The sequence below is a fragment of the Streptomyces sp. WAC04114 genome (assembly GCF_019733245.1).
GTDB classification, from domain to species: domain Bacteria; phylum Actinomycetota; class Actinomycetes; order Streptomycetales; family Streptomycetaceae; genus Streptomyces; species Streptomyces massasporeus_A.
Genome location: NZ_JAIGQA010000148.1, coordinates 1 through 20,706, shown reverse-complemented (window position 1 = coordinate 20,706; position 20,706 = coordinate 1). Strand labels below are relative to the sequence as shown.

Here is a 20,706-nt window from a genome sequence, read left to right as displayed (position 1 = left end):
TGCAGTCCTACGGCGCACCCGGCCTGGACGCCTCGTCACTGCTCATCCCCCGGGTCGGGTTCCTGCCCGCCCACGACGAACGGGTGCGCGGGACCGTGCGGGCCCTGGGCCGTCTCGGGCACGGCGGCCTCCGTGTCGCCCTCGGCCGGTTCGTCGTCGGCGGGCAGTGAGGACAAGGGCGAGGGGAAGGACAAGGACGGGAAGGGCAAGGGGCCTGCCGCGTCCCCCACCTCGGCCTCACCCGGCACAGGCACCGGCACAGGCCCCGGCACCGGCGGCACCGGGCGGGACGACGCCCCCGCCTCCGCTCCCCTCACCGTGGACACGGAGCCGCACGCCTGGGAAAGCCCCTGCTCCCAGCGCTACTTGATCGATCTGCCGCCGGGGCGGGTCGGGCCGCCGCCGCTGGAGCAGGACGCACCCGGCTGGGTGGCGGCGAACCGGGCTGTGCCGTCGGGGGAGCAGTTCCTGAAACTGACCGTGCAGGGGAAGGGGCAGGAGACCGTGGTCGTCAAGCGGCTGACGGTCCGTATGGCGGGGAAGCGTGCGCCGCTGGCCTGGAACGACTACGCCATGGGGTATCCCGGCGTCGGCTGCGGCGGTGGCGTGCCGACGCGGTTCTTCACCGTCGCCCTCGACGCCGCGCGCCCGGGGGTCGTGCCCGAGGCGGGGCACGCGGACTTCCCCTTCAAGGTGAGTGAGAGTGACCCGGAGGTGTACTACATCCGGGCGGATGCCTCGGCGTACGACGTCAGTTGGTACCTGGAGCTGGACTGGTCCAGCGGCGACCGGACGGGCACCCTGACCGTGGACGACCACGGCCGGCCGTTCCGTACGAGCGGCAACAACGGGCGTCCGGCGTACGAGTTCCCGCTGGGCGGCGAGAAGTGGGTCGAGGAAGGGACCACGCAGTAGTCGGCCTCCGGACGATCGCACCGGCACTACCAAGTCGATTGAATCGTTAGGTGGTTGACCGTCGTAGTGGTTGTTGATTGAACAACCTACCTTCAGGGAGACGTCCATGTCCGGTGACGCCCTCAGTCAGGACCCAGCCGAGCTGCAGAGGAGGATCGACAGCAGCAAGGCGCACCCGGCCCGGGTCTACGACGTCTTCCTCGGCGGCAAGGACCACTACCCTGCCGACCGGGACGCGGCCGCCGCCGCGCTGGCCGCCAACCCGCGCGGGTATCTCGACGTACGGCACAACCGCGACTTCCTCCGGCGTGCGGTGACCACGCTCGTGGAGCAGGACGGCATCCGGCAGTTCCTGGACATCGGGACCGGGCTGCCCACCGCCGAGAACGTGCACCAGATCGCGCAGCGGTTCACGCCCGAGGCGCGCGTCGTGTACGTCGACAACGACCCCGTGGTGCTCGCCCACGCCCGCGCCCTGCTGGCCAGCGGCCCCGAGGGGCGTACGGACTACATCGACGCCGATCTGCGGGACCCGGCCCGCATCCTCGAACAGGCGGCCAAAACCCTGGACTTCGACCGGCCGGTCGCGCTCTGCCTGGTCGCCGTCCTGCACTTCGTCGCGGACGAGGAGGCGTATCCGCTGGTGAGCGGGCTGATCGACGAACTGCCCGCCGGCAGCCGGCTGGTGCTGAGCCACCTCACCGAGGACCTCAACCCCGAGAACATCCGCGCGGTCCAGCGCACTTACACCGAGCGCGGGTTCACCTTCGTGCTGCGGTCCCGGGCCGATGTCGAGCGGTTCTTCACGAACAACGGCCTGAAGGTCGCCGACCCGGGGATCGTCCCGGCGCACCGCTGGCGGCCCGACCACGCCGCCCCCGTCCCCGAGCAGCCGGAGGAGTCCTACCTCGCCGGGCTGGAGGAGATCGAGAAGGTGCGCTACCGCGACATCAACGACGTGACGGACGCGGACATCAACGTGTACGCGGCGATCGGCGCCAAGGGGTGAGCCGAGCCAGGTGAGCCACGGCTTCCGTCAGGTGACCGGGGCCAAGGGTGAGCCGCCGGCCCCGCCACCGCGACCGGCGGGGCGTCCGGATACCGGAAACCTGCTTGTAGACGACACGTACTTCCCTAGGCTGCGGGGCACCAGGCGTCACCGCAGCCGAAGGAGCCGTGTCATGACCGTCGCCGAGCCCCTGCCCACCCGCTCGCCCGTGCCGCCCCTGGCCGCGCGGGCGCGGGCCGTCGGCGGCTCCCCCGTACGGGACATCCTCGCCGTCACGGCCCGCCCCGAGGTGATCAACTTCGCGGGCGGGCTCCCGGCGCCGGAGCTGTTCGACGCCGAGGGCATCGCCGCCGCGTACGAGGCGGTGCTCGCCGAAGCGCCCGCGCGGGCACTGCAGTACTCCACGACCGAGGGCGAACCCGCGCTGCGCGACGCCCTCGCCGCCCGGACCACCGCGCGCTCCCTGCCGACCGGCCCCGACGACCTGCTCGTCACCACCGGCTCCCAGCAGGCCCTCTCGCTCCTGGCCACCGCGCTGCTGGAACCCGGGGACACCGTCCTCGTCGAGAGCCCCTGCTATCTGGCGGCACTCCAGGCCTTCGGCTTCGCCGGAGCGCGGATCGTGGCCGTGCCCGGCGACGAGCACGGCATCGACCCCGGGGCGCTGGAGGAACTCGTCGTGCGCGAGCGGCCCAAGCTGCTCTACACCGTGCCCACCTTCCAGAACCCCACCGGCCGCACGCTGCCCGCCGAGCGGCGCGCCGCCGTGGCGTCGGTCGCCGCCCGGCGCGGACTGTGGATCGTCGAGGACGACCCGTACGGGGAGCTGCGCTACGAGGGTGCACGCGTGCCGTGGATCGCCGCCCACCCGGGCGCCGAGGACCGGACGGTGCTGCTCGGCAGCTTCTCCAAGGTCATGGCGCCCGGGCTGCGGCTGGGCTGGCTGCGGGCACCCGGCGAGCTGCGGCGCGCCTGTGCCGTCGCCAAGCAGGCCGCCGACCTGCACACCCCGACCGTCAACCAGCTCGCCGCGGCCCGCTACCTCGCCGACAACGACCTGGACGCCCATGTCGCCCGCGTCGCCGGCGTGTACCGCGACCGCCGCGACGCGATGCTCTCCGGGCTCACCGGGGCGCTGCCCGAAGGATCGGTCTGGCAGCGGCCCGAGGGCGGCATGTTCCTCTGGGCGCGCCTGCCGGAGCCGTACGACACCACGGCCCTCCTGCCGCATGTGGTCCGGCAGAACGTGGCCTACGTCCCCGGCGCCCCCTTCTACCCGGGAACGCCGGACCGGACCACCCTGCGGCTGTGCTTCGTGACGCAGACGCCCGAGGAGATCGGCGAAGGGCTGCGCAGGCTGGGGGAGGGGCTCAGTCCCACCAGAAGTGCCACGTCCGCCGGTTGAGGATTTGGTGCTCGGCGTAGACGCGGAGGGTCGGGTGCGGGCCCTGGTGGATGCCGTCCGGGCAGAACGCGAAGTGCTCGGCGGCGACGGCTTCCGCGGCGGCCGCGGTGGTGGGCGGGGCGGCCACGGACACCAGCAGGTGATCGAAGCCGAGGGCGGTGACCCGTATGCCGAAGCGGTCCTCCCAGGAGCGGAGCACCGCACTGAGCCGGGCCGTGTCGCCCTCGTGGTTCGCCGGGCCCGTCCAGCCGACCGCCGTCGGGATGTCCGCGCTGCGGCGGGCCGGGACGAGGGCGAGGCGGGGGTCCTTGAAGGGGCCGCCGTCGCCGAGCAGGGCGTCCACGGTGCCGGCGGCCACGGTGTCCGGGTCCTGGTCCCCGAGGGCGGCATCGGCCGGGCCGGGCCAGGCCTCGCCCTGGGTGGCGTGCTCTTCCCAGTGCTCCGCCAGGACCTCCTCGGCATCGTGGTCCCCGGGGTAGGACACCTCGCCTGGCATCAACTCCCAGCGGTCCGGGCCGCCGTGGCCGTCGCCCGTCTCCAGGACGACCGGCAGGAGCCCCGCCCGACGGGCCGGCTCCAGCGCCGTCCAGCCGCCCGGGACGGCCCGTTCACCGGCGCACCACAGCAACGGCTCGTGCCAGGAGCCCTCGTCGGTGGTGTCGAGGAGCGTCCCGGCGGGGAGCCGGAGGCCGAGCGAACCGCCGCTCGGGTCTGCCGTCAGCTTCGGCAGAGGGTTGGGAAGAGTCGCCATGGTGGTGACTGTAGAGCCGGCCACTGACAATCCGACCCGGCCGACGACCGCCGTAGCGGACGGCAACTGACCTGTTCGTCCCTACGGTTGGGACATGACCCTTTCGCGCGAACACCACGGCTCAGCGCTGACGCCCGAGGGCGGCACCCCCTGGGGAGTGCCGCCCTCGATGCGGTCGCGGGAGGACCCGGCGCCCAAGCCGCCCGGCGTCAGAGCCGCTCGGGCGTCCGGATGCCCAGCAGGGCCATGCCCCGGTGCAGGGTGCGGGCCGTGACGTCGCAGAGGAACAGGCGGTTCTCGATCTGCTCGGGCGTCTCGGCCTTCAGGACCGGGCACTTGTCGTAGAACGTCGTGTACAGCGACGCCAGCTGGTAGAGGTACGCCGCCAGCTTGTGCGGTGCGTACTCCGCCGCCGCCTCCGCCACCGTCGCCGCGAACGAGTCCGCGTGCAGGCCCAGCGCGCGCTCCGCCTCGTGCAGCTCCAGCTCGGGGTGCGCGGCCGGGCGGGAGGCGCCGGCCTTGCGCAGGATCGACTGGATACGGGCGTAGGCGTACTGGAGGTAGACGGAGGTGTCGCCGTTGAGCGAGACCATCTGGTCCAGGTCGAACTTGTAGTCGCGGTTGGCCGACGTCGACAGGTCGGCGTACTTCACCGCGCCGACGCCCACCTGGGTGCCGCGCTCGGCGATCTCCTCCTCGGAGAGGTCCTGGGCCTTCTCGCGGACGACCGCCGAGGCACGGTCGATCGCCTCGTCGAGGAGGTCGACCAGGCGGACCGTCTCGCCCTCACGGGTCTTGAAGGGCTTGCCGTCCTTGCCGAGGACCGTGCCGAACGCCAGCTGGTGGGCCTTCACGTCGTCGCCCAGCCAGCCCGCCCGCCGGGCCGTCTCGAAGACCATCTTGAAGTGGAGCGACTGCCGGGCGTCCACCACGTAGATGATGCTGTTCGCCTTGAGGTTGAAGACGCGGTCGCGGATCGCGGAGAGGTCCGTCGCCGCGTAGCCGTAGCCGCCGTCGGACTTCTGCACGATCAGCGGGACCGGGTTGCCGTCCGGGCCCTTGATGTCGTCGAAGAAGACGCACAGGGCGCCCTCGGAGCGGACCGCGACGCCCGACTCCTCCAGGAGGCGGCAGGTCTCGGCGAGCATGTCGTTGTAACCCGACTCGCCGACGATGTCCTCGTCGCGGATCTCCATGTCCAGCTTCTCGAAGACGGAGAAGAAGTAGATCTTCGACTCGTCGACGAACTTCTGCCACGTGGCCAGCGTCTGCGGGTCGCCCGCCTGGAGGTCCACCACCCGGCGCCGGGCGCGGGTCTTGAACTCCTCGTCGGCGTCGAAGAGCCCCCGGGCGGCCTTGTAGAGGCGGTCGAGGTTCGACATCGCCTCTTCGCCGGAGGCCTCGTCGGCCTTGTGGTCCAGCTCGTGCGGGTGCTCCTCCAGGTACTGGATGAGCATGCCGAACTGGGTGCCCCAGTCGCCGATGTGGTGGCGCCGGATCACGTTCTCGCCGGTGAACTCCAGCAGCCGCACCACCGCGTCGCCGATCACCGCGGAGCGCAGGTGGCCGACGTGCATCTCCTTCGCCACGTTCGGCTGGGCGTAGTCGATGACCGTGGTGCCCGGCTGCTCGGCGTGCGGCACGCCGAGGCGGCCGGTGTCGTCCGCGTAGCGCGCGGCGAGGTTCCGGGTGATCGCGCTGTCGGTGAGGGTGATGTTGAGGAAGCCGGGGCCGGAGACCTCGACGTCCTTGATCAGCTCACCCGACTCGACCCCGGAGACGACCTGCGTGGCCAGCTCGCGCGGGTTGGCCTTCTCCTTCTTGGCGAGGGCCAGGATCCCGTTGGCCTGGAAGTCGGCCCGGTCGCTTCGTCGCAGCAGCGGGTCCGCGGAACCGGCCTGCGGCAGAGCCGCCGAAAGGGCCGCCGCGAGGCGCTGGTGGACGGAGTCGCTGAGGGACGTGACCGAGGCCATGGGCGAGGGTGCCGTTCTCCTAGGGGAAATCGATGGACCCGGCCAGTATCCCATGGGGGTAAAGCCGTTTTTCCGGGCGCGAGGGGGTCTGGGACAATGGTGCCGTCAGCCGTGCGACCGTACCGGCTGCCCGATGCAGAAAGAAGGACGTGCCGATCGTGGCTCAGAGCACCGAGACCACCGACTGGGTCTCCCGTTTCGCGGATGAGGTCATCGAGGAGTCGGAGCGCCGGGCCCCGGGCAAACCCGTCGTCGTCGCGTCCGGGCTGTCCCCGTCGGGCCCCATCCACCTCGGCAACCTGCGCGAGGTCATGACCCCGCACCTCGTCGCCGACGAGATCCGCCGCCGGGGCCACCAGGTGCGGCACCTGATCTCCTGGGACGACTACGACCGGTACCGCAAGGTGCCCAAGGGCATCGCCGGGGTCGACGAGGAGAGCTACACGGAGCACATCGGCAAGCCGCTGACGTCCGTCCCGGCGCCGAAGGGCTCCTCGCACCCGAACTGGGCCGAGCACTTCAAGGCCGCGATGATCGAGTCGCTGGCCGAGCTGGGCGTGGAGTTCGACGGGATCAGCCAGACCGAGCAGTACACCTCCGGCGTGTACCGCGAGCAGATCCTGCACGCCATCAAGCACCGCGGCGACATCGACGCGATCCTCGACCAGTACCGCACGAAGAAGGCACCGGCCAAGAAGCAGCAGGGGCAGAAGCCGGTCGACGAGGCCGAGCTGGAGGCCGCCGAGGGCTCCGGCGCGGCCGGTGAGGACGACGGCAGCTCCACCGCCGCCGGGTACTTCCCGTACAAGCCGTACTGCGGCAACTGCGAGAAGGACCTCACCACCGTCACCTCCTACGACGACGATTCCACCGAGCTGACCTACGCCTGCACCGCGTGCGGCTTCTCGGAGACGGTCCGGCTGAACGAGTTCAACCGCGGCAAGCTGGTCTGGAAGGTCGACTGGCCGATGCGCTGGGCGTACGAGGGGGTCGTGTTCGAGCCCTCCGGCGTCGACCACTCCTCCCCGGGGTCGTCGTTCCAGGTCGGCGGGCAGATCGTCGGGATCTTCGGCGGGAAGCAGCCGATCGGCCCGATGTACGCGTTCGTCGGCATCTCCGGCATGGCGAAGATGTCGTCCTCCAAGGGCGGCGTGCCCACCCCGGCCGACGCCCTGCAGATCATGGAGCCGCAGCTGCTGCGCTGGCTGTACGCGCGCCGCAGGCCCAACCAGTCCTTCAAGGTCGCCTTCGACCAGGAGATCCAGCGGCTCTACGACGAGTGGGACCGGCTGGACGCCAAGGTCGCCGACGGCAGCGCCCTGCCGGCCGACGTCGCCGCGCACGCGCGTGCCGTGGGCACGGCCGCCGGTGAGCTGCCCCGCACGCCCCGGCCGCTGCCGTACCGGACGCTGGCGTCCGTCGCGGACATCACCGCCGGGCACGAGGACCAGGCGCTGCGCATCCTCAGCGAGCTGGACCCCGAGCAGCCGCTGACCTCGCTCGACGAGGCCCGCCCGCGCTACGACAAGGCCGAGGCCTGGATCAACACGCACGTCCCCGCCGACCAGCGGACGATCGTGCGGGACGAGCCGGACGCCGAGCTGCTGAAGTCGCTCGACGAGGCCTCCCAGCAGTCGCTGCGGTTGCTGCTCGACGGACTGGCCGAGCACTGGTCGCTCGACGGTCTGACGCACCTGGTGTACGGCGTGCCGAAGGTGCAGGCCGGGTTCCCCGCCGACGCCACGCCGAAGGAGCTGCCGCCGGAGATCAAGACCGCCCAGCGGTCCTTCTTCGCGCTGCTGTACCACCTGCTGGTGGGCCGGGACACCGGGCCGCGGCTGCCCACGCTGCTGCTGGCGGTGGGGCAGGACCGGGTGCGCGCGCTGCTCGGTCAGTAGTCGCCCGACAGGGAAGGGGCCCTCCAGCCGGAGGGCCCCTTCTGGTGTCATCTCCGGAATAAGTGATTCCGAAATTGCCCCCGGCTATGCGATGTGGTCCTCTTCCAGTTCCGCGTTGTGACGGTTCGTGAAGCGGTTGACCATGCGCTTGGCATCCTCGGCGGGCAGGCCGATGCCGAACTCCGCCTCCACGTTGTCCATGAGCTCACGCGGCGTGGGGTAGCTGCCGTTGATCGACTGCTTGAAGACCTGGTAGAACGACTCCTCGTCCGGTTCCGCGACGGGCGCGGCGCCCGGGGGCGGGGTGCCACCGCCCTCGCCCAGCTCACGGGTGCGGCCCGGCCCCACCGGTATGGGGAAACTGCCGGTGTCCTCCGGGGACGGGGTCTCGAGCGGCTGGTCCTCCAGGTACTGCTCGGCCTGCTGCTGCTCCGCGAACCACTGGGCGTACCGCTCCGGGTCGTAGGCAGGGTCGTAGCCACCCTGGTACTCGACCTCGCGGGGAGTGTTGAACCAGGGACTCTGGTCGGGTTCGGGCTCTGCTTCCAGGAACTCGGGGGCGGGGGCTCCGTCGAGCTCCAGACGCTGCTCGCCGGGAGGCGTCGTCGCCCTGCGGGGGGCCGGCTGCGCGGAAGCGTCGGGACCGGCCGCGGACCGGGCGGCAGGAGGGGCGGCGTCCAGCGCCTGCTGGGGAGCCGGCGGGATCAGCGCCGGCTCGATACCCGCCGCCGCCAGCCCCGACGGAGCCGTCTCCGCCAACGGCACCCCGTACCGCGCCAGCCGCAGCGGCATCAGGGACTCCACCGGAGCCTTCCGGCGCCACGACCGCCCGAACCGCGACCGCAGCCGCGCCTGGTAGACCAGCCGCTCCTGCTCCAGCTTGATCACCTGCTCGTAGGAGCGCAGCTCCCAGAGCTTCATCCGGCGCCAGAGGAGGAACGTGGGGACGGGGGAGAGCAGCCAGCGCGTGAGGCGGACGCCCTCCATGTGCTTGTCGGCCGTGATGTCGGCGATACGGCCGATCGCGTGCCGGGCCGCCTCGACCGAGACGACGAACAGGATCGGGATCACCCCGTGCATGCCCACACCGAGCGGATCCGGCCACGCGGCCGCGCCGTTGAAGGCGATCGTCGCCGCCGTCAGCAGCCACGCCGTCTGGCGCAGCAGGGGGAACGGGATCCTGATCCAGGTGAGGAGCAGATCCAGGGCCAGCAGGACGCAGATGCCCGCGTCGATGCCGATCGGGAAGACGTAGGAGAAGTTCCCGAAGCCCTTCTTGAGGGCCAACTCGCGGACCGCCGCGTACGAACCGGCGAAGCCGATACCGGCGATGATCACGGCGCCGGCCACGACCACGCCGATGAGAACGCGGTGCATCCGAGTCAGCTGCAGTGGCGCGGCCACCCGTACTCCCCTCCCCTTGCATGTTGTTGCGCGCAACAGGGTGGCACATGTGTCCGGAGAACGGGTGGCCGGTTCCCGACGGAGATGCTCAGCTCTTCGCCGCGGGCTTCTTCGACGGCGAGGACGAGGTGCCCTTCGAGGGCTCGTCCGAGGCTTCCTTGGACGGCGACTTGGACGCCGACTTCGAGGGGGACTTCGACGGCGTCTTCGAAGCGGTGCCGCCCGCCTTGCCGCCCTTGCCGTTCGCCTCGGACACCGCGTCCACCGCCTCCTTGGCGGCCTTCTTCGCGTCCTTCAGCATGTCGGAGCCGCTCGGCGTCTTGTCACCGGCCAGACCCGCGCCGTTGTAGTCGAGCGTGACCACGACGTTCTCGACACGCGCCACGACCGTCTGCTGCTTGAAGGTGCCTTCCTTCTTCTTCAGGTCGTAGTGCACGGCCGTCGCCTGGTCGCCCGTACCGGCCACCGGCTCCGTCTTGACGCTCTTCGCGCCCTCGACGGCCTGGGCCTCCTGCACCTGCTTCTCGAAGTACTCCCGGGCCAGCTTGTCGGCCGGGCCGCGGGTGACGTCCGACTCGAAGCGCAGCATCGACACGTTCAGCCAGCGGAACTGCGAGCCCTTCACGCCGTTGTTGTCGAGACTGTTCCAGGAGCAGCTGCCCCGGGTCGAGATGTCGTCCGACTTGCCCTCCTTGCCGGACTTGCTCTTCGGGACGAGGTCCTCCAGCGTCTTCTTCGAGAACGCCTTGCACGGCTCCGGGAGCTTGCCGTACGCCGCCGCCTGCACGGTCGGTGACGGGCTGGCGGACGCCGACGCCGCCGCCTTGGCCGCCTTGTCCGTGCTGTCGCCGGAGCCGGAGTCCGAGGAGCAGCCGGCGGCGACCAGCATCACGGGGACGGCGGCCGCGCAGACAAGGACGCGGTTCAGGCGCTTCGCTCGCTGGGTTCGCTCTTCTCGCTGTGCTCGTCGCTGCATGGTTCCTTCACTCATGACGCTCGTGGTTCCCTGCGGTCGGAACGGGTCCGAGTGGTCACCGTACGCGGTGAGGCAGCGGTGTGTTCTTCCTTCGGGTGCTTTGCGGGTATGCGTGAAGGGGCCGTGAAAGAGGCTCAGTCGCTGAGCGAATCCGCGAGCTGGGAGGCCAGTTTCTGCGCCCTGTCCTGCATTTCCTTGCTGTCCGGGACGACGCCGACGGTCGCCGGCTGCTCCGCGTACTCGATGGTCACGATGACGTTGGACGTGCGGAACGCCACAGTCACCGTCCGCTGCTTGGCCGTCGAACCGGAACTGCTGAGCCCGTCGTCGAGGAAGGCCTCGTCGCCGAGGTCCTCCAGGACCCGGGGCTGCAGTTCGGTCGGGGCGGCGGACACGGACGCCGAGGGCGAGGAGGAGCCCGAGGGGGAGGGGGAGCCGCTCGGGGACGCGCTCGCGCCGCCCGCCGGGGTGCTGCCGGCGGCCGCCGTCTCGGTCGCGGTCGGCACGGGCAGATGGGCCGAGGCCTCCTGCTCCGCGAAGAGCTGCTCGGCCTGGTTGTCGTCGCTGACGGCGTTGTCGTAGGAGACGACCCGCTCGAAGTCGATCAGCAGGTGGTCGGTGGCGTCCTTGGAGTCCACCTTCCAGCGGCAGCCGACCTTGCGGTCGGTGTCGAACGTGGTCGTCGGCTCGCCCTCGTAGGCCTTCTCGCGCTGCTCCTCGTCGCCGATCTCCCCGATGCCCGGGAGGAGTTCGTCGAGCGTGCTCTCGCTGACCTCGGCGCAGGGCTCGGGGAGCGTGCGGTAGCGGCCGGGTTCGGCGGCGGGCGATGCCGTGCCGGTGTCGCCCTGGTTGGAGCCGTCCGTCGTTCCGTCGTCGCCCGAGCCGCCGGTGCAGCCGGCCAGGACCGCCGCGAGGAGCACGGCGATACCGGGTACGTACGCCTTCCGTTGCACGTGGTGGCCCCTCTCGACACGGATATTGGCTTGCCGCCCCAGGCCGGGCGATGAACACAATGTGTATCGCACGCACTGCCGTGAACGCCGGTCCGATTTCCCTTTCGTAGACCTTGGCTCCGGTATTTGCTGTTGAAGACTTCTGTTCGTCTACGGGGGATTGAGGGCGTTATGTCGTATGTAGAGATACCGGGTGCGAAGGTACCGATCCGGATGTGGACCGACCCGGCCTCGGTCGAGGAGGGCGCGCTCCAGCAGCTCCGGAACGTCGCCACGCTGCCCTGGATCAAGGGCCTGGCCGTCATGCCCGACGTGCACTACGGCAAGGGTGCGACGGTCGGCTCGGTCATCGCGATGCGGGGTGCGGTGTGCCCGGCGGCGGTGGGCGTCGACATCGGCTGCGGAATGTCGGCGGTGAAGACGTCCCTGACGGCGAACGACCTGCCCGGCGACCTGTCCCGGCTGCGGTCGCGGATCGAGCAGGTGATTCCTGTGGGGCGGGGGATGCATGACGAGCCGGTCGACCCCGGGCGGTTCCACGGGCTGGCCACCGCGGGGTGGGGCGACTTCTGGTCGCGGTTCGACGGGGTGGCGGAGGCGGTCAAGTTCCGTCAGGAACGTGCCACCAAGCAGATGGGAACGCTCGGCGGGGGCAACCATTTTGTCGAAATTTGCACCGATACGACAGGTTCTGTCTGGCTGATGTTGCACTCCGGTTCCCGGAACATCGGCAAGGAACTGGCCGAGCACCACATCGGCATTGCTCAGAAGCTCCCGCACAACCAGGGCTTGGTCGACCGCGACCTCGCCGTCTTCGTCGCGGACACCCCGCAGATGGCGGCATACCGCAACGACCTGTTCTGGGCGCAGGAGTACGCGAAGCACAACCGCTCGATCATGATGGCGCTCCTGAAGGACGTGGTCCGCAAGGAGTTCAAGAAGGCCAAGCCGACCTTCGAGCCGGAGATCAGCGCGCACCACAACTACGTGGCCGAGGAGCGCTACGACGGGATGGACCTGCTCGTGACCCGCAAGGGCGCGATCCGGGCAGGCTCCGGTGAGTACGGGATCATCCCGGGCTCCATGGGCACGGGTTCGTACATCGTGAAGGGCCTCGGCAACGCCAAGTCCTTCAACTCGGCCTCGCACGGCGCGGGCCGGCGCATGAGCCGCAACGCGGCCAAGCGCCGGTTCACCACGAAGGACCTGGAGCAGCAGACCCAGGGCGTGGAGTGCCGCAAGGACTCCGGGGTCGTCGACGAGATCCCCGGCGCCTACAAGCCGATCGAGCAGGTCATCGACCAGCAGCGCGACCTCGTGGAGGTCGTGGCGAAGATCAAGCAGGTCGTCTGCGTGAAGGGCTGACCGGCGCTACGCGTCCCGGTGCACCTTCGTGTTCGACGCCTGGGCGCGGGGGCGCAGGACCAGGAGGTCGACGTTGACGTGGGCGGGGCGGGTGACCGCCCACGTGATCGTGTCGGCGACGTCGTCGGCCGTGAGGGGTTCGGCGACGCCCTGGTAGACCTTGGCCGCCTTCTCCTCGTCGCCGCCGAAGCGGGTCAGGGCGAACTCGTCCGTCTTGACCATGCCGGGGGCGATCTCGATGACGCGGACCGGCTGTCCGACGATCTCCAGGCGCAGGGTCTCGGCGAGGACGTGGGAGCCGTGCTTGGCGGCGACGTAGCCACCGCCGCCCTCGTAGGTGCCGTGGCCGGCGGTGGAGGAGACGACCACGACCGTGCCGTCGCCGCTCGCGATCAGCTTGGGCAGCAGGGCCTGGGTGAGGTTGAGGGTGCCGATGACGTTCGTCTCGTACATCTGCCGCCAGTCGGCCGGGTCGCCGGTGGCGACCGGGTCGGCGCCGAGCGCGCCGCCCGCGTTGTTGACCAGCACCCCGATCGTCTTGAACGCCGTGGCGAACTCGTCGACCGCGGCGCGGTCGGTGACGTCGAGGGCGTACGCCGTGGCCTGGTGGCCCGCTGCGGTGATCTCCTCGGCCAGGGCCTCGATGCGGTCCTTTCGGCGCGCGGTGAGGACGACGCGGTAGCCCGCCGCGGCGAGTTGCCGGGCGGTGGCGGCGCCGATCCCGCTGCTCGCACCCGTGACGACGGCGATGCGGGAGGCTGCGGGCGGGGCGGCGGTGGCCATGGGGTGCTCCTCGGGTCCTCGGGCGTGGGCGGGCCCGGCGTCCGCGTCGGGCCCGTGGCCAGGATAGGCGGGCCCCTCGGTGGGAGAATGAGGACGGGTGATCCCCTGTTTCTCCCGGAGGTGGATCATGGGCGAGGCGCGTGAGGTCATGGACCGGCTCACGGACGCGGTCACCGCGCACACCGATCTGAAGGCCGTCGGCGAGCTCTACGCCGAGGACGCGGTCGCCTTCACCCCCGACGAGGGGGAGCTGCGCGGGCGCGACTCGATCGTCGCGTACTGGCGGACGATGACCGAGGCCGTCCCCGGGGCGACCTTCGAGGTGCTGCACTCCTACGAGGCCGGGGACACGGCCATCGACGAGGGCATCTACCGCGGCCGGAACACCGGGCCGCTGGAGCTGCCCAACGGCGAGACGCTGCCTCCGACGCAGAAGGAGGTCCGGATCCGCGGGGTGGACATCGCCACCGTGAAGGACGGGCGGATCGTCGACTACCGGCTGTACTTCGACGAGATGGACTTCCTGGGGCAGTTGGGGCTGCTGCCGCCCGACGAGCCGTTCTGAGCAGGCCCGGGCGGGGGTCAGTTCCCCCGCGGGGCGTACATGATGACGGCCATGCCCGCGAGGCAGACCAGCGCGCCCGTGATGTCCCAGCGGTCCGGACGGTAGCCGTCCGCGACCACGCCCCACAGGATCGAACCGGCGACGAAGATCCCGCCGTACGCGGCGAGGACGCGGCCGAAGTGGGCGTCGGGCTGGAAGGTCGCGACGAAGCCGTAGGCGCCGAGCGCGAGGACGCCGCCGGCCGCCCAGAGCCAGCCCTTGTTCTCGCGCACGCCCTGCCAGACGAGCCAGGCGCCGCCGATCTCGAGGAGCGCGGCGACGGCGAAGAGGGCGACGGAGCGGAGCACGAGCATGGTGAGCAGCTTCGCATGACCGGCCCGGCCGCGTGACGTCGCCGTCAGGCGGCGGCTCGAGTTTCGGCTCAGGCGTCGGCGCTCTCGGCGTCGTACCGCTCGCGGGCGTCCCTGACCTCGTCGAAGTGGTTCTCCGCCCAGTCCTTCACGGCGGTCAGCAGCAGGGCCAGGTTCTGGCCGAGGGGTGTGAGCGCGTAGTCGACGCGGACCGGGACGGACGGGGTGACGGTGCGGGTGAGCAGGCCGTCGCGTTCCAGGGAGCGCAGGGTCTGGGTGAGCATCTTGGGGCTCACCCCGGCGATCTTGCGGCCGAGGTCGCTGTAGCGCAGGGGGCCCGGGGCGAGGGCGGAGACGACGAGGCTGACCCACTTGTCGCTGATGCGGTCCAGGAGCTGGTTGGTGGGGCAGCTCTTGAGGAACGCGTCGTATTCGATGCGGGCCTGCTCGCGCCGCTGGGCGGCCGTCTCGGTCGCCATGGCTCACCTCCGGGGTAGGTACGCACTCCCAGGTAACTACTTACTGCTGGATAGTAACTCTTCCTAGGGTTGTGCGCCCGGGACGGAGAACGTCCCCGGTACCGACAATTCGAGGAGTGTCGCTGTGCGTGCTGTAGTGGTGAATTCGTTCGGTGGGCCGGACGTCGTGGAGGTCGTGGAGACCGAGGTGCCGGAGCCCGGTGCGCGTGAGGTGCGGATCAAGGTCGCGGCGGCCTCGCTCAACCCCGTGGACGCGGGGGTGCGGGCCGGTGTCTTCGGGGGTGCGGGCAAGCGGATCGGGCTGGGCTGGGACGTCGCCGGGACGGTGGATGCGGTGGGAGTGGCCAGTTCGTGGAGCGTGGGGGACGAGGTGGTGGCCCTCGACCACGGCATGGTCAAGCCGCTGGGCACCCACGCCGAGTACGTCGTCGTGGACACCGACGCGGCGGCTCTCGCGCCCGCCACGGTGGACGCCGTCCGGGCGGCGACCCTGCCGCTGAACGCGCTGACCGCCTCGCAGGCCTTGGACCGGCTGGAGCTCGCGCCGGGCGATGCGCTGCTGGTGACGGGCGCGGCCGGGGCGGTCGGCGGGTACGCGGTCCAGCTGGCCGCGCACCGGGGGATATCGGTGACCGGCCTGGCGCGCGAGGGGGACGAGGCGTTCGTGCGGTCCCTGGGGGCCGGGCGTTTCGTCGGCGGCGCCGTCGCGGGCCGGGACTTCGACGCGGTGCTGGATGCCGCCGTGCTCGGTGAGCCGGCGCTGGCGGCGGTGCGCGACGAGGGCCGGTACATCGGCGTCATCCCGCAGGCCGAGCCCGCCTCCGTGCGCGGGGTGCGGACCGGCGCGGTCGAGGTGAGCGCGGACGGGGCGCAACTGGCGGAGCTGGTGCGGCTGGTGGACGAGGGGGTGCTGACGACGCGGGTGGCCGAGACGTTCACCCTGGAGGACGCCGCGAAGGCGCACGCCCGGCTGGACGGGGGCGGTGTGCGGGGGCGGCTGGTGCTCGTGCCCTGACAGGCACGGCCGCCTAGGGCTCGGCGCGTCCGGCCCGGGTCTCCGCCGCGTACGCCGTGGGTGGCACCCCCACCGTCGCCGTGAAGTCCCGTACGAGGTGGGCCTGGTCGGCGTAGCCGAGGTCGGCGGCGAGGGCGGCCCAGTCGATGTCGTCGCGGGTGCCGGCCTGTTCCAGGGCCTCGTGGATGCGGTAGCGGAGGATGACCCACTTGGGGCTGACTCCCACGCAGGTGGCGAACAGCCGTTGCAGGGCCCGCACCGACAGGCCCTCGGCGTGGGCGAAGTCGCCGACGCGGCGCACCGTGCGGTCGGCGCGGATGTGCCGGACGAGATCGATCGCGAGGTCGGCCTGCGGGTCCGGGGTGTGGGGCAGGGAGAGCAGGACGGCGTCCAGGGCGGCCACCCGGGCGCGGTCGCCGTCGGCGGTGACGATCGAGCGGGCGGTGTCGTCGGTGATCTGCGGGAACACCTCCCGGGCGGGCAGCGCGCGGCCCGTCCAGCGGGAGACGGGCACCTCGGGGGTGTACGGCCGGAAGCCGCCGGGGCGGAACTTCGCCCCGCAGACGCGGCCCCGCCCGGTCAGCTTCCTGGTGTACAGGCCCAGGGCGACGCCGGTGACCTCGGCGTACGGCGGCCCTTCGGCCTCGTCCCACTGGAAGGTGAGGTTGACGGAGGGGTGCGGCACGATGTGGGAGGCGTAGGGCGCGGGCAGGTCCCAGTCGATGAGCCAGTACCACTCGATGTACCGGCGCAGGGGTTCGGCGGGCTCGTGGCGGCGGAATCGGACGCGGTCGAGCAGCCCGGACGGGTCGACGATCCCGCGGGTGTCGTGGCGGGGTGCCTCCATGGCCGGATCGTACGTCGCGTTTCTTCAAGAGGGGCAGCCCCCGGCCTGCCTACGGTCGGGGCATGGACACGAACGCGGTGAGGACCCACGGCATCGGTGAGCTGCTGGCCCGGGCGAGGGAGCGGGCGGTGCCGGTGGTGCGGGGCGTTCCGGACGCGGCGCTGGCCGCTCCCACGCCCTGTGCCGAGTACGACGTGCGGGCCCTGGTCGATCACCTCTTCCAGGTGATCGTGCAGTTCCAGCGGCTGGCCGCGAAGGAGGCGTCGGACTTCGGCGAGACGGCCGGTGTGGTCGCCGAGGACCCGGGGTGGCGTGAGCGGTTCGCGCGGGAGGCGGACCGGCTGGTGGCGGCCTGGTCCGCGCCCGGTGCCGAGGAGGGCACGACCGGTGGGATGGACATGCCGGCGCGGCTGGTCGGATCGATGGCGCTGCTCGATCTGACGGTGCACGTGTGGGACCTGGCGCGGGCGACGGGCCAGGCCTTCCCGGGTGCCGACGAGGCGGTCGTGGCGGAGCTGGCGGGCGCGGTGGACGAGCTGGGGCCGACGGCCCGGAGGATGGGCGTGTTCGGGGAGCCGGTGCCCGAGGGTGAGGGCGCGTCGGCGTTCGAGCGGCTGCTGGCGCGGACCGGCAGGGACCCCCACTGGGAATAGCCGCAGGGAGGGTGTCGTTCTCCGGGTATAGTTGAACCGTAAATAACCTGGAGGGTGAGCGACCATGCAGTTCGGGATCTTCAGCGTCGGTGACGTCACGCCCGACCCGACCACCGGCCGGACACCGACCGAGCGCGAGCGGATCAAGGCCATGGTCGCCATCGCGCTGAAGGCCGAGGAGGTGGGGCTCGACGTCTTCGCGACCGGCGAGCACCACAACCCGCCCTTCGTGCCCTCGTCGCCGACCACGATGCTCGGCTACGTCGCCGCCCGCACCGAGCGGCTGATCCTCTCCACGGCCACGACCCTGATCACCACCAACGACCCGGTGAAGATCGCCGAGGACTTCGCGATGCTCCAGCACCTGGCCGACGGCCGGGTGGACCTGATGCTGGGCCGCGGGAACACCGGCCCGGTCTACCCCTGGTTCGGCCAGGACATCCGGCAGGGCATCAACCTCGCCGTCGAGAACTACGCCCTGCTCCACCGCCTGTGGCGCGAGGACGTCGTCGACTGGGAGGGGAAGTTCCGTGCACCCCTCCAGGGCTTCACGGCCACACCCCGCCCGCTGGACGGCGTGCCCCCGTTCGTCTGGCACGGCTCGATCCGCTCCCCGGAGATAGCCGAGCAGGCCGCGTTCTACGGCGACGGCTTCTTCCACAACAACATCTTCTGGCCGGCCGACCACACCAAGCGCATGGTCGAGCTGTACCGCGAGCGGTACGCCCACCACGGCCACGGCACCCCCGAGCAGGCGATCGTCGGACTCGGCGGGCACGTCTTCATGCGGAAGAACTCCCAGGACGCGGTGCGCGAGTTCCGCCCCTACTTCGACGTCGCGCCGGTCTACGGGCACGGGCCGTCGCTGGAGGACTTCACCGAGCAGACCCCGCTGACCGTCGGCTCCCCGCAGCAGGTCATCGAGAAGACGCTGGCCTTCCGCGACTACGCGGGCGACTACCAGCGCCAGCTCTTCCTGATCGACCACGCCGGGCTGCCGCTGAAGACCGTGCTGGAACAGATCGACCTGCTGGGCGAGGAGGTCGTGCCGGTGCTGCGCAAGGAGTTCGCCGTGGACCGTCCGGCGGACGTGCCGGACGCCCCGACGCACGCGTCCCGGCTCGCCCGCGACGGTCGGTGAGGAGACGGCAGGACCCGGCTCCCGGGGTGCCCGGCCCCTGGTGAGAGGGGAGTAAGAAGGACGCCCCGGCGCAGCGCATACGGCCTGGGGGGCCGGGCGGCTTGGCACACTGGACGCGTGCCCCACACCGTGCTGCTCGCCGAAGACGACCGCGCCATCCGCAACGCCCTGGAGCGTGCCCTGACCCTGGAGGGCTACCAGGTCCTGGCGGTCGCCGACGGTGTCGAGGCGCTCGCGCAGGCCCACCGCAACCGTCCGGACGTGCTGCTCCTGGACGTGATGATGCCCGGCATCGACGGACTCCAGGTGTGCCGGGTGCTGCGCGCCGAGGGCGACCGCACGCCGGTGCTGATGCTGACCGCCCTCGTCGAGACGGCCGACCGGATCGCCGGGCTGGACGCGGGCGCCGACGACTACGTGGTCAAGCCCTTCGACGTGGAGGAGGTCTTCGCCCGGCTGCGCGCCCTGCTGCGCCGCACCAGCCCGGTGGGGGCCGGCAGCGCACCCGCGGCCGAGGCGCCGAGGGCGCTCCCGGAGCGGTTCATCGAGGCGGCCGGCATCCGCATGGACCCGCAGGCGCGCCGGGCCTGGCGCGGCGCGCGCGAGCTGGAACTGACCCGCACCGAGTTCGAACTGCTGGAACTGCTGGTGCGCAACGCGGGCATCGTCCTCGACCACTCCACCATCTACGACCGCATCTGGGGCTACGACTTCGGGCCCGGCTCGAAGAACCTCGCCGTCTACGTCGGCTATCTGCGCCGCAAGCTCGACGAGCCGGACGCGCCGCAGCTGATCCACACGGTGCGCGGCGTGGGTTACGTGCTGCGGGAGGACTGAGTGGGCCGCCTGGGCCGCCTGCTGGCCGGGCGGCGGCCGAAGCTGGTCTCGCTGCGCACCACGTTCGCCGTGTCGTTCGCGGCGGTGACGGCGGCCGTGACGATCCTGGTCGGCATCCTGTCCTACAGCGCCGCCGCCCGGCTGGTGCGGGTGGACCAGCAGACGGTCTTCGACGAGGTCGTGCAGGACCTGCGCGACGAGGTCCGGCAGAACCACATGAGCCCCGGCGACTTCTCGTCCGCCGCCCCCGGCCACGACCTCGTACGCCCGGCTCGCACCGACGTGCAGGTGCTCGGCCCGGACGGGCACGTCGTCGACGCGGGCAGCCCGGGGCTGCCGGTCACCGGCACCGACGCGCGGATCGCCGCCGAGGCGCTGTCCGGGCAGGTCGTCGAGCACAAGGACGTCGACGTGGGCAGCGACGTCTACCGCGTCGCCACCGTCTCCCTCGGCGGCGGGCGGGGCGCGGTGCAGGTCGCGCAGGAGTTCAGCGACGTCGAGGATCTGCTGCGGGCGCTCCAGCGGCGGACGCTGCTGCTGATGGCCGCCGTGGTGGTCGGCGCCGGGCTGTTCGGCTGGTGGCTGGCCCGGCGGATCACGCGCCGCCTGGTCGTGCTGACCGACGCCGCCGAGGACGTCGCCCGCACCCGCCGGCTGGGCATCCAGGTGCCGGTGGCCGGCCATGACGAGGTCGGCCGCCTCGGCCGGGCCTTCGACCGCATGCTGGGCCGGCTCGCGCAGTCCGAGGAGGACCAGCGCCGGCTGGTCCAGGACGCGGGCCACGAGCTGCGCACGCCGCTGACCTCGCTGCGTACGAACATCTCCCTGCTGCGCCGGATCGACGAACTCCCGCCGAAGGCCCGCGAGGAACTGGTCGCCGACCTCGGCCAGGAGGCCCGGGAGCTGACCGACCTGGTGAACGAGCTGGTGGATCTCGCGGCCGGGCAGTCCGACACCGAGCCGCCGCGCCGGGTGGACCTCGCCGACATCGCCGAGGAGGTGGCGGGGGTGGCCCGGCGCCGCAGCGGCCGGGAGATCCGGCTGCGCGCGAGCGGCGACACCACGACCGACGGGCGGCCCGGGATGCTGACCCGGGCGCTGTCCAACCTCGTCGAGAACGCGGTGAAGTTCGACCAGGGCGGCCGGGATCCCGTCGAGATCGTCGTCGCCGGGCCCGCCCGGCCCGGCACGATCCGCGTCGAGGTCCTGGACCGCGGCCCCGGCATCACCGATCACGACCTGGCCCGGGTCTTCGACCGCTTCTACCGCGCCGCCGACGCCCGCTCCCTGCCGGGCTCCGGCCTGGGGCTGTCCATCGTCCGCGAGGTGGCCCTCGCACACGGGGGAGAGGCGTTCGCCCATCGCCGGGACGGGGGCGGGACGGTGA

19 protein-coding genes and 1 pseudogene are annotated in these 20,706 nt (G+C 71.6%); 11 read left to right on the top strand and 9 right to left on the bottom strand.

Annotated features, from left to right (window positions below):
- The 3 genes and pseudogenes from K4G64_RS29570 to K4G64_RS29560 all read left to right on the top strand — a co-directional run.
- Positions 1 to 915 (top strand): annotated as a pseudogene (locus tag K4G64_RS29570) (transcriptional regulator); the annotation flags it as partial.
- 106 nt (positions 916 to 1,021) lie between these two features.
- Entirely contained in the window at positions 1,022 to 1,924 is a 903-nt protein-coding gene (locus K4G64_RS29565; RefSeq protein ID WP_221759023.1) for an SAM-dependent methyltransferase, read from the top strand.
- 172 nt (positions 1,925 to 2,096) lie between these two features.
- Positions 2,097 to 3,329: a PLP-dependent aminotransferase family protein gene (locus K4G64_RS29560; protein WP_221759022.1), complete on the top strand. Its 1,233-nt coding sequence runs from the start codon at positions 2,097 to 2,099 to the stop codon at positions 3,327 to 3,329.
- Here the strand turns inward: K4G64_RS29560 and K4G64_RS29555 are convergent.
- Together K4G64_RS29555 and argS are read right to left on the bottom strand one after the other, a co-directional pair.
- Entirely contained in the window at positions 3,295 to 4,080 is a 786-nt protein-coding gene (locus K4G64_RS29555; protein WP_221759021.1) for a DUF4253 domain-containing protein, read from the bottom strand. The two genes, K4G64_RS29560 and K4G64_RS29555, sit on opposite strands and share 35 nt — an antisense overlap.
- Positions 4,081 to 4,289: 209 nt before the next feature.
- Positions 4,290 to 6,053, bottom strand: a complete 1,764-nt coding sequence (argS, locus tag K4G64_RS29550; RefSeq protein ID WP_221759020.1) for an arginine--tRNA ligase — start codon at positions 6,051 to 6,053, stop codon at positions 4,290 to 4,292.
- A 149-nt stretch (positions 6,054 to 6,202) separates the two neighbouring features.
- On the opposite strand from argS, the gene lysS reads away from it, so the two are divergent.
- Positions 6,203 to 7,951, top strand: a complete 1,749-nt coding sequence (gene lysS, locus K4G64_RS29545; protein ID WP_221759019.1) for a lysine--tRNA ligase — start codon at positions 6,203 to 6,205, stop codon at positions 7,949 to 7,951.
- A gap of 84 nt (positions 7,952 to 8,035) precedes the next feature.
- Here the strand turns inward: lysS and K4G64_RS29540 are convergent, their stop codons facing one another.
- The 3 genes from K4G64_RS29540 to K4G64_RS29530 all read right to left on the bottom strand — a co-directional run bounded on the left by K4G64_RS29540 (position 8,036) and on the right by K4G64_RS29530 (position 11,284).
- Positions 8,036 to 9,355 carry a DUF2637 domain-containing protein gene (locus K4G64_RS29540; protein ID WP_221759018.1) on the bottom strand — a complete coding sequence of 440 codons (1,320 nt, stop codon included), beginning with the start codon at positions 9,353 to 9,355 and terminating at the stop codon, positions 8,036 to 8,038.
- A gap of 88 nt (positions 9,356 to 9,443) precedes the next feature.
- Complete coding sequence (locus K4G64_RS29535; protein ID WP_221759017.1) at positions 9,444 to 10,346, bottom strand: DUF3558 family protein; 903 nt, start codon at positions 10,344 to 10,346, stop codon at positions 9,444 to 9,446.
- A gap of 119 nt (positions 10,347 to 10,465) precedes the next feature.
- A complete protein-coding gene (locus tag K4G64_RS29530) occupies positions 10,466 to 11,284 on the bottom strand; it encodes a DUF3558 domain-containing protein (RefSeq protein WP_221759016.1) in 819 nt (272 codons plus the stop codon).
- Positions 11,285 to 11,455: 171 nt separating this feature from the next.
- On the opposite strand from K4G64_RS29530, the gene K4G64_RS29525 reads away from it, so the two are divergent.
- Positions 11,456 to 12,649 (top strand): RtcB family protein, encoded by a 1,194-nt coding sequence (locus K4G64_RS29525; protein ID WP_221759015.1) that lies wholly within the window; start codon positions 11,456 to 11,458, stop codon positions 12,647 to 12,649.
- Positions 12,650 to 12,655: 6 nt separating this feature from the next.
- Here K4G64_RS29525 and K4G64_RS29520 read toward each other — a convergent pair whose 3' ends face one another.
- Positions 12,656 to 13,432 carry an SDR family NAD(P)-dependent oxidoreductase gene (locus K4G64_RS29520; protein WP_221759014.1) on the bottom strand — a complete coding sequence of 259 codons (777 nt, stop codon included), beginning with the start codon at positions 13,430 to 13,432 and terminating at the stop codon, positions 12,656 to 12,658.
- 127 nt (positions 13,433 to 13,559) lie between these two features.
- Between K4G64_RS29520 and K4G64_RS29515 the strand changes: the two genes are divergently transcribed.
- Positions 13,560 to 13,997, top strand: a complete 438-nt coding sequence (locus K4G64_RS29515) for an ester cyclase (RefSeq protein WP_221759013.1) — start codon at positions 13,560 to 13,562, stop codon at positions 13,995 to 13,997.
- A gap of 17 nt (positions 13,998 to 14,014) precedes the next feature.
- Here the strand turns inward: K4G64_RS29515 and K4G64_RS29510 are convergent, their stop codons facing one another.
- Together K4G64_RS29510 and K4G64_RS29505 are read right to left on the bottom strand one after the other, a co-directional pair.
- The gene (locus K4G64_RS29510; protein ID WP_221759012.1) at positions 14,015 to 14,350 is read right to left on the bottom strand and encodes a YnfA family protein; all 336 of its coding nucleotides are present in this window, start codon (positions 14,348 to 14,350) and stop codon (positions 14,015 to 14,017) included.
- Between the two features lie 68 nt (positions 14,351 to 14,418).
- Positions 14,419 to 14,826 (bottom strand): helix-turn-helix domain-containing protein, encoded by a 408-nt coding sequence (locus K4G64_RS29505; protein WP_221759011.1) that lies wholly within the window; start codon positions 14,824 to 14,826, stop codon positions 14,419 to 14,421.
- A gap of 124 nt (positions 14,827 to 14,950) precedes the next feature.
- Here K4G64_RS29505 and K4G64_RS29500 point away from each other — a divergent pair, with 124 nt between their 5' ends.
- Positions 14,951 to 15,841 carry an NADP-dependent oxidoreductase gene (locus K4G64_RS29500; protein ID WP_221759010.1) on the top strand — a complete coding sequence of 297 codons (891 nt, stop codon included), beginning with the start codon at positions 14,951 to 14,953 and terminating at the stop codon, positions 15,839 to 15,841.
- A gap of 13 nt (positions 15,842 to 15,854) precedes the next feature.
- Here the strand turns inward: K4G64_RS29500 and K4G64_RS29495 are convergent, their stop codons facing one another.
- Positions 15,855 to 16,688, bottom strand: a complete 834-nt coding sequence (locus tag K4G64_RS29495) for a DUF6597 domain-containing transcriptional factor (RefSeq protein WP_221759009.1) — start codon at positions 16,686 to 16,688, stop codon at positions 15,855 to 15,857.
- Positions 16,689 to 16,750: 62 nt separating this feature from the next.
- Between K4G64_RS29495 and K4G64_RS29490 the strand changes: the two genes are divergently transcribed.
- The 4 genes from K4G64_RS29490 to K4G64_RS29475 all read left to right on the top strand — a co-directional run.
- Positions 16,751 to 17,341 (top strand): TIGR03086 family metal-binding protein, encoded by a 591-nt coding sequence (locus K4G64_RS29490; protein ID WP_221759008.1) that lies wholly within the window; start codon positions 16,751 to 16,753, stop codon positions 17,339 to 17,341.
- A 64-nt stretch (positions 17,342 to 17,405) separates the two neighbouring features.
- Positions 17,406 to 18,482: an LLM class flavin-dependent oxidoreductase gene (locus tag K4G64_RS29485; protein WP_221759007.1), complete on the top strand. Its 1,077-nt coding sequence runs from the start codon at positions 17,406 to 17,408 to the stop codon at positions 18,480 to 18,482.
- Positions 18,483 to 18,599: 117 nt separating this feature from the next.
- Positions 18,600 to 19,319 carry a response regulator transcription factor gene (locus K4G64_RS29480; protein WP_221759006.1) on the top strand — a complete coding sequence of 240 codons (720 nt, stop codon included), beginning with the start codon at positions 18,600 to 18,602 and terminating at the stop codon, positions 19,317 to 19,319.
- On the top strand, positions 19,320 to 20,706 hold a 1,387-nt coding region (locus tag K4G64_RS29475; RefSeq protein ID WP_221759005.1), incomplete at its 3' end, for a HAMP domain-containing sensor histidine kinase. It lies immediately after the preceding gene.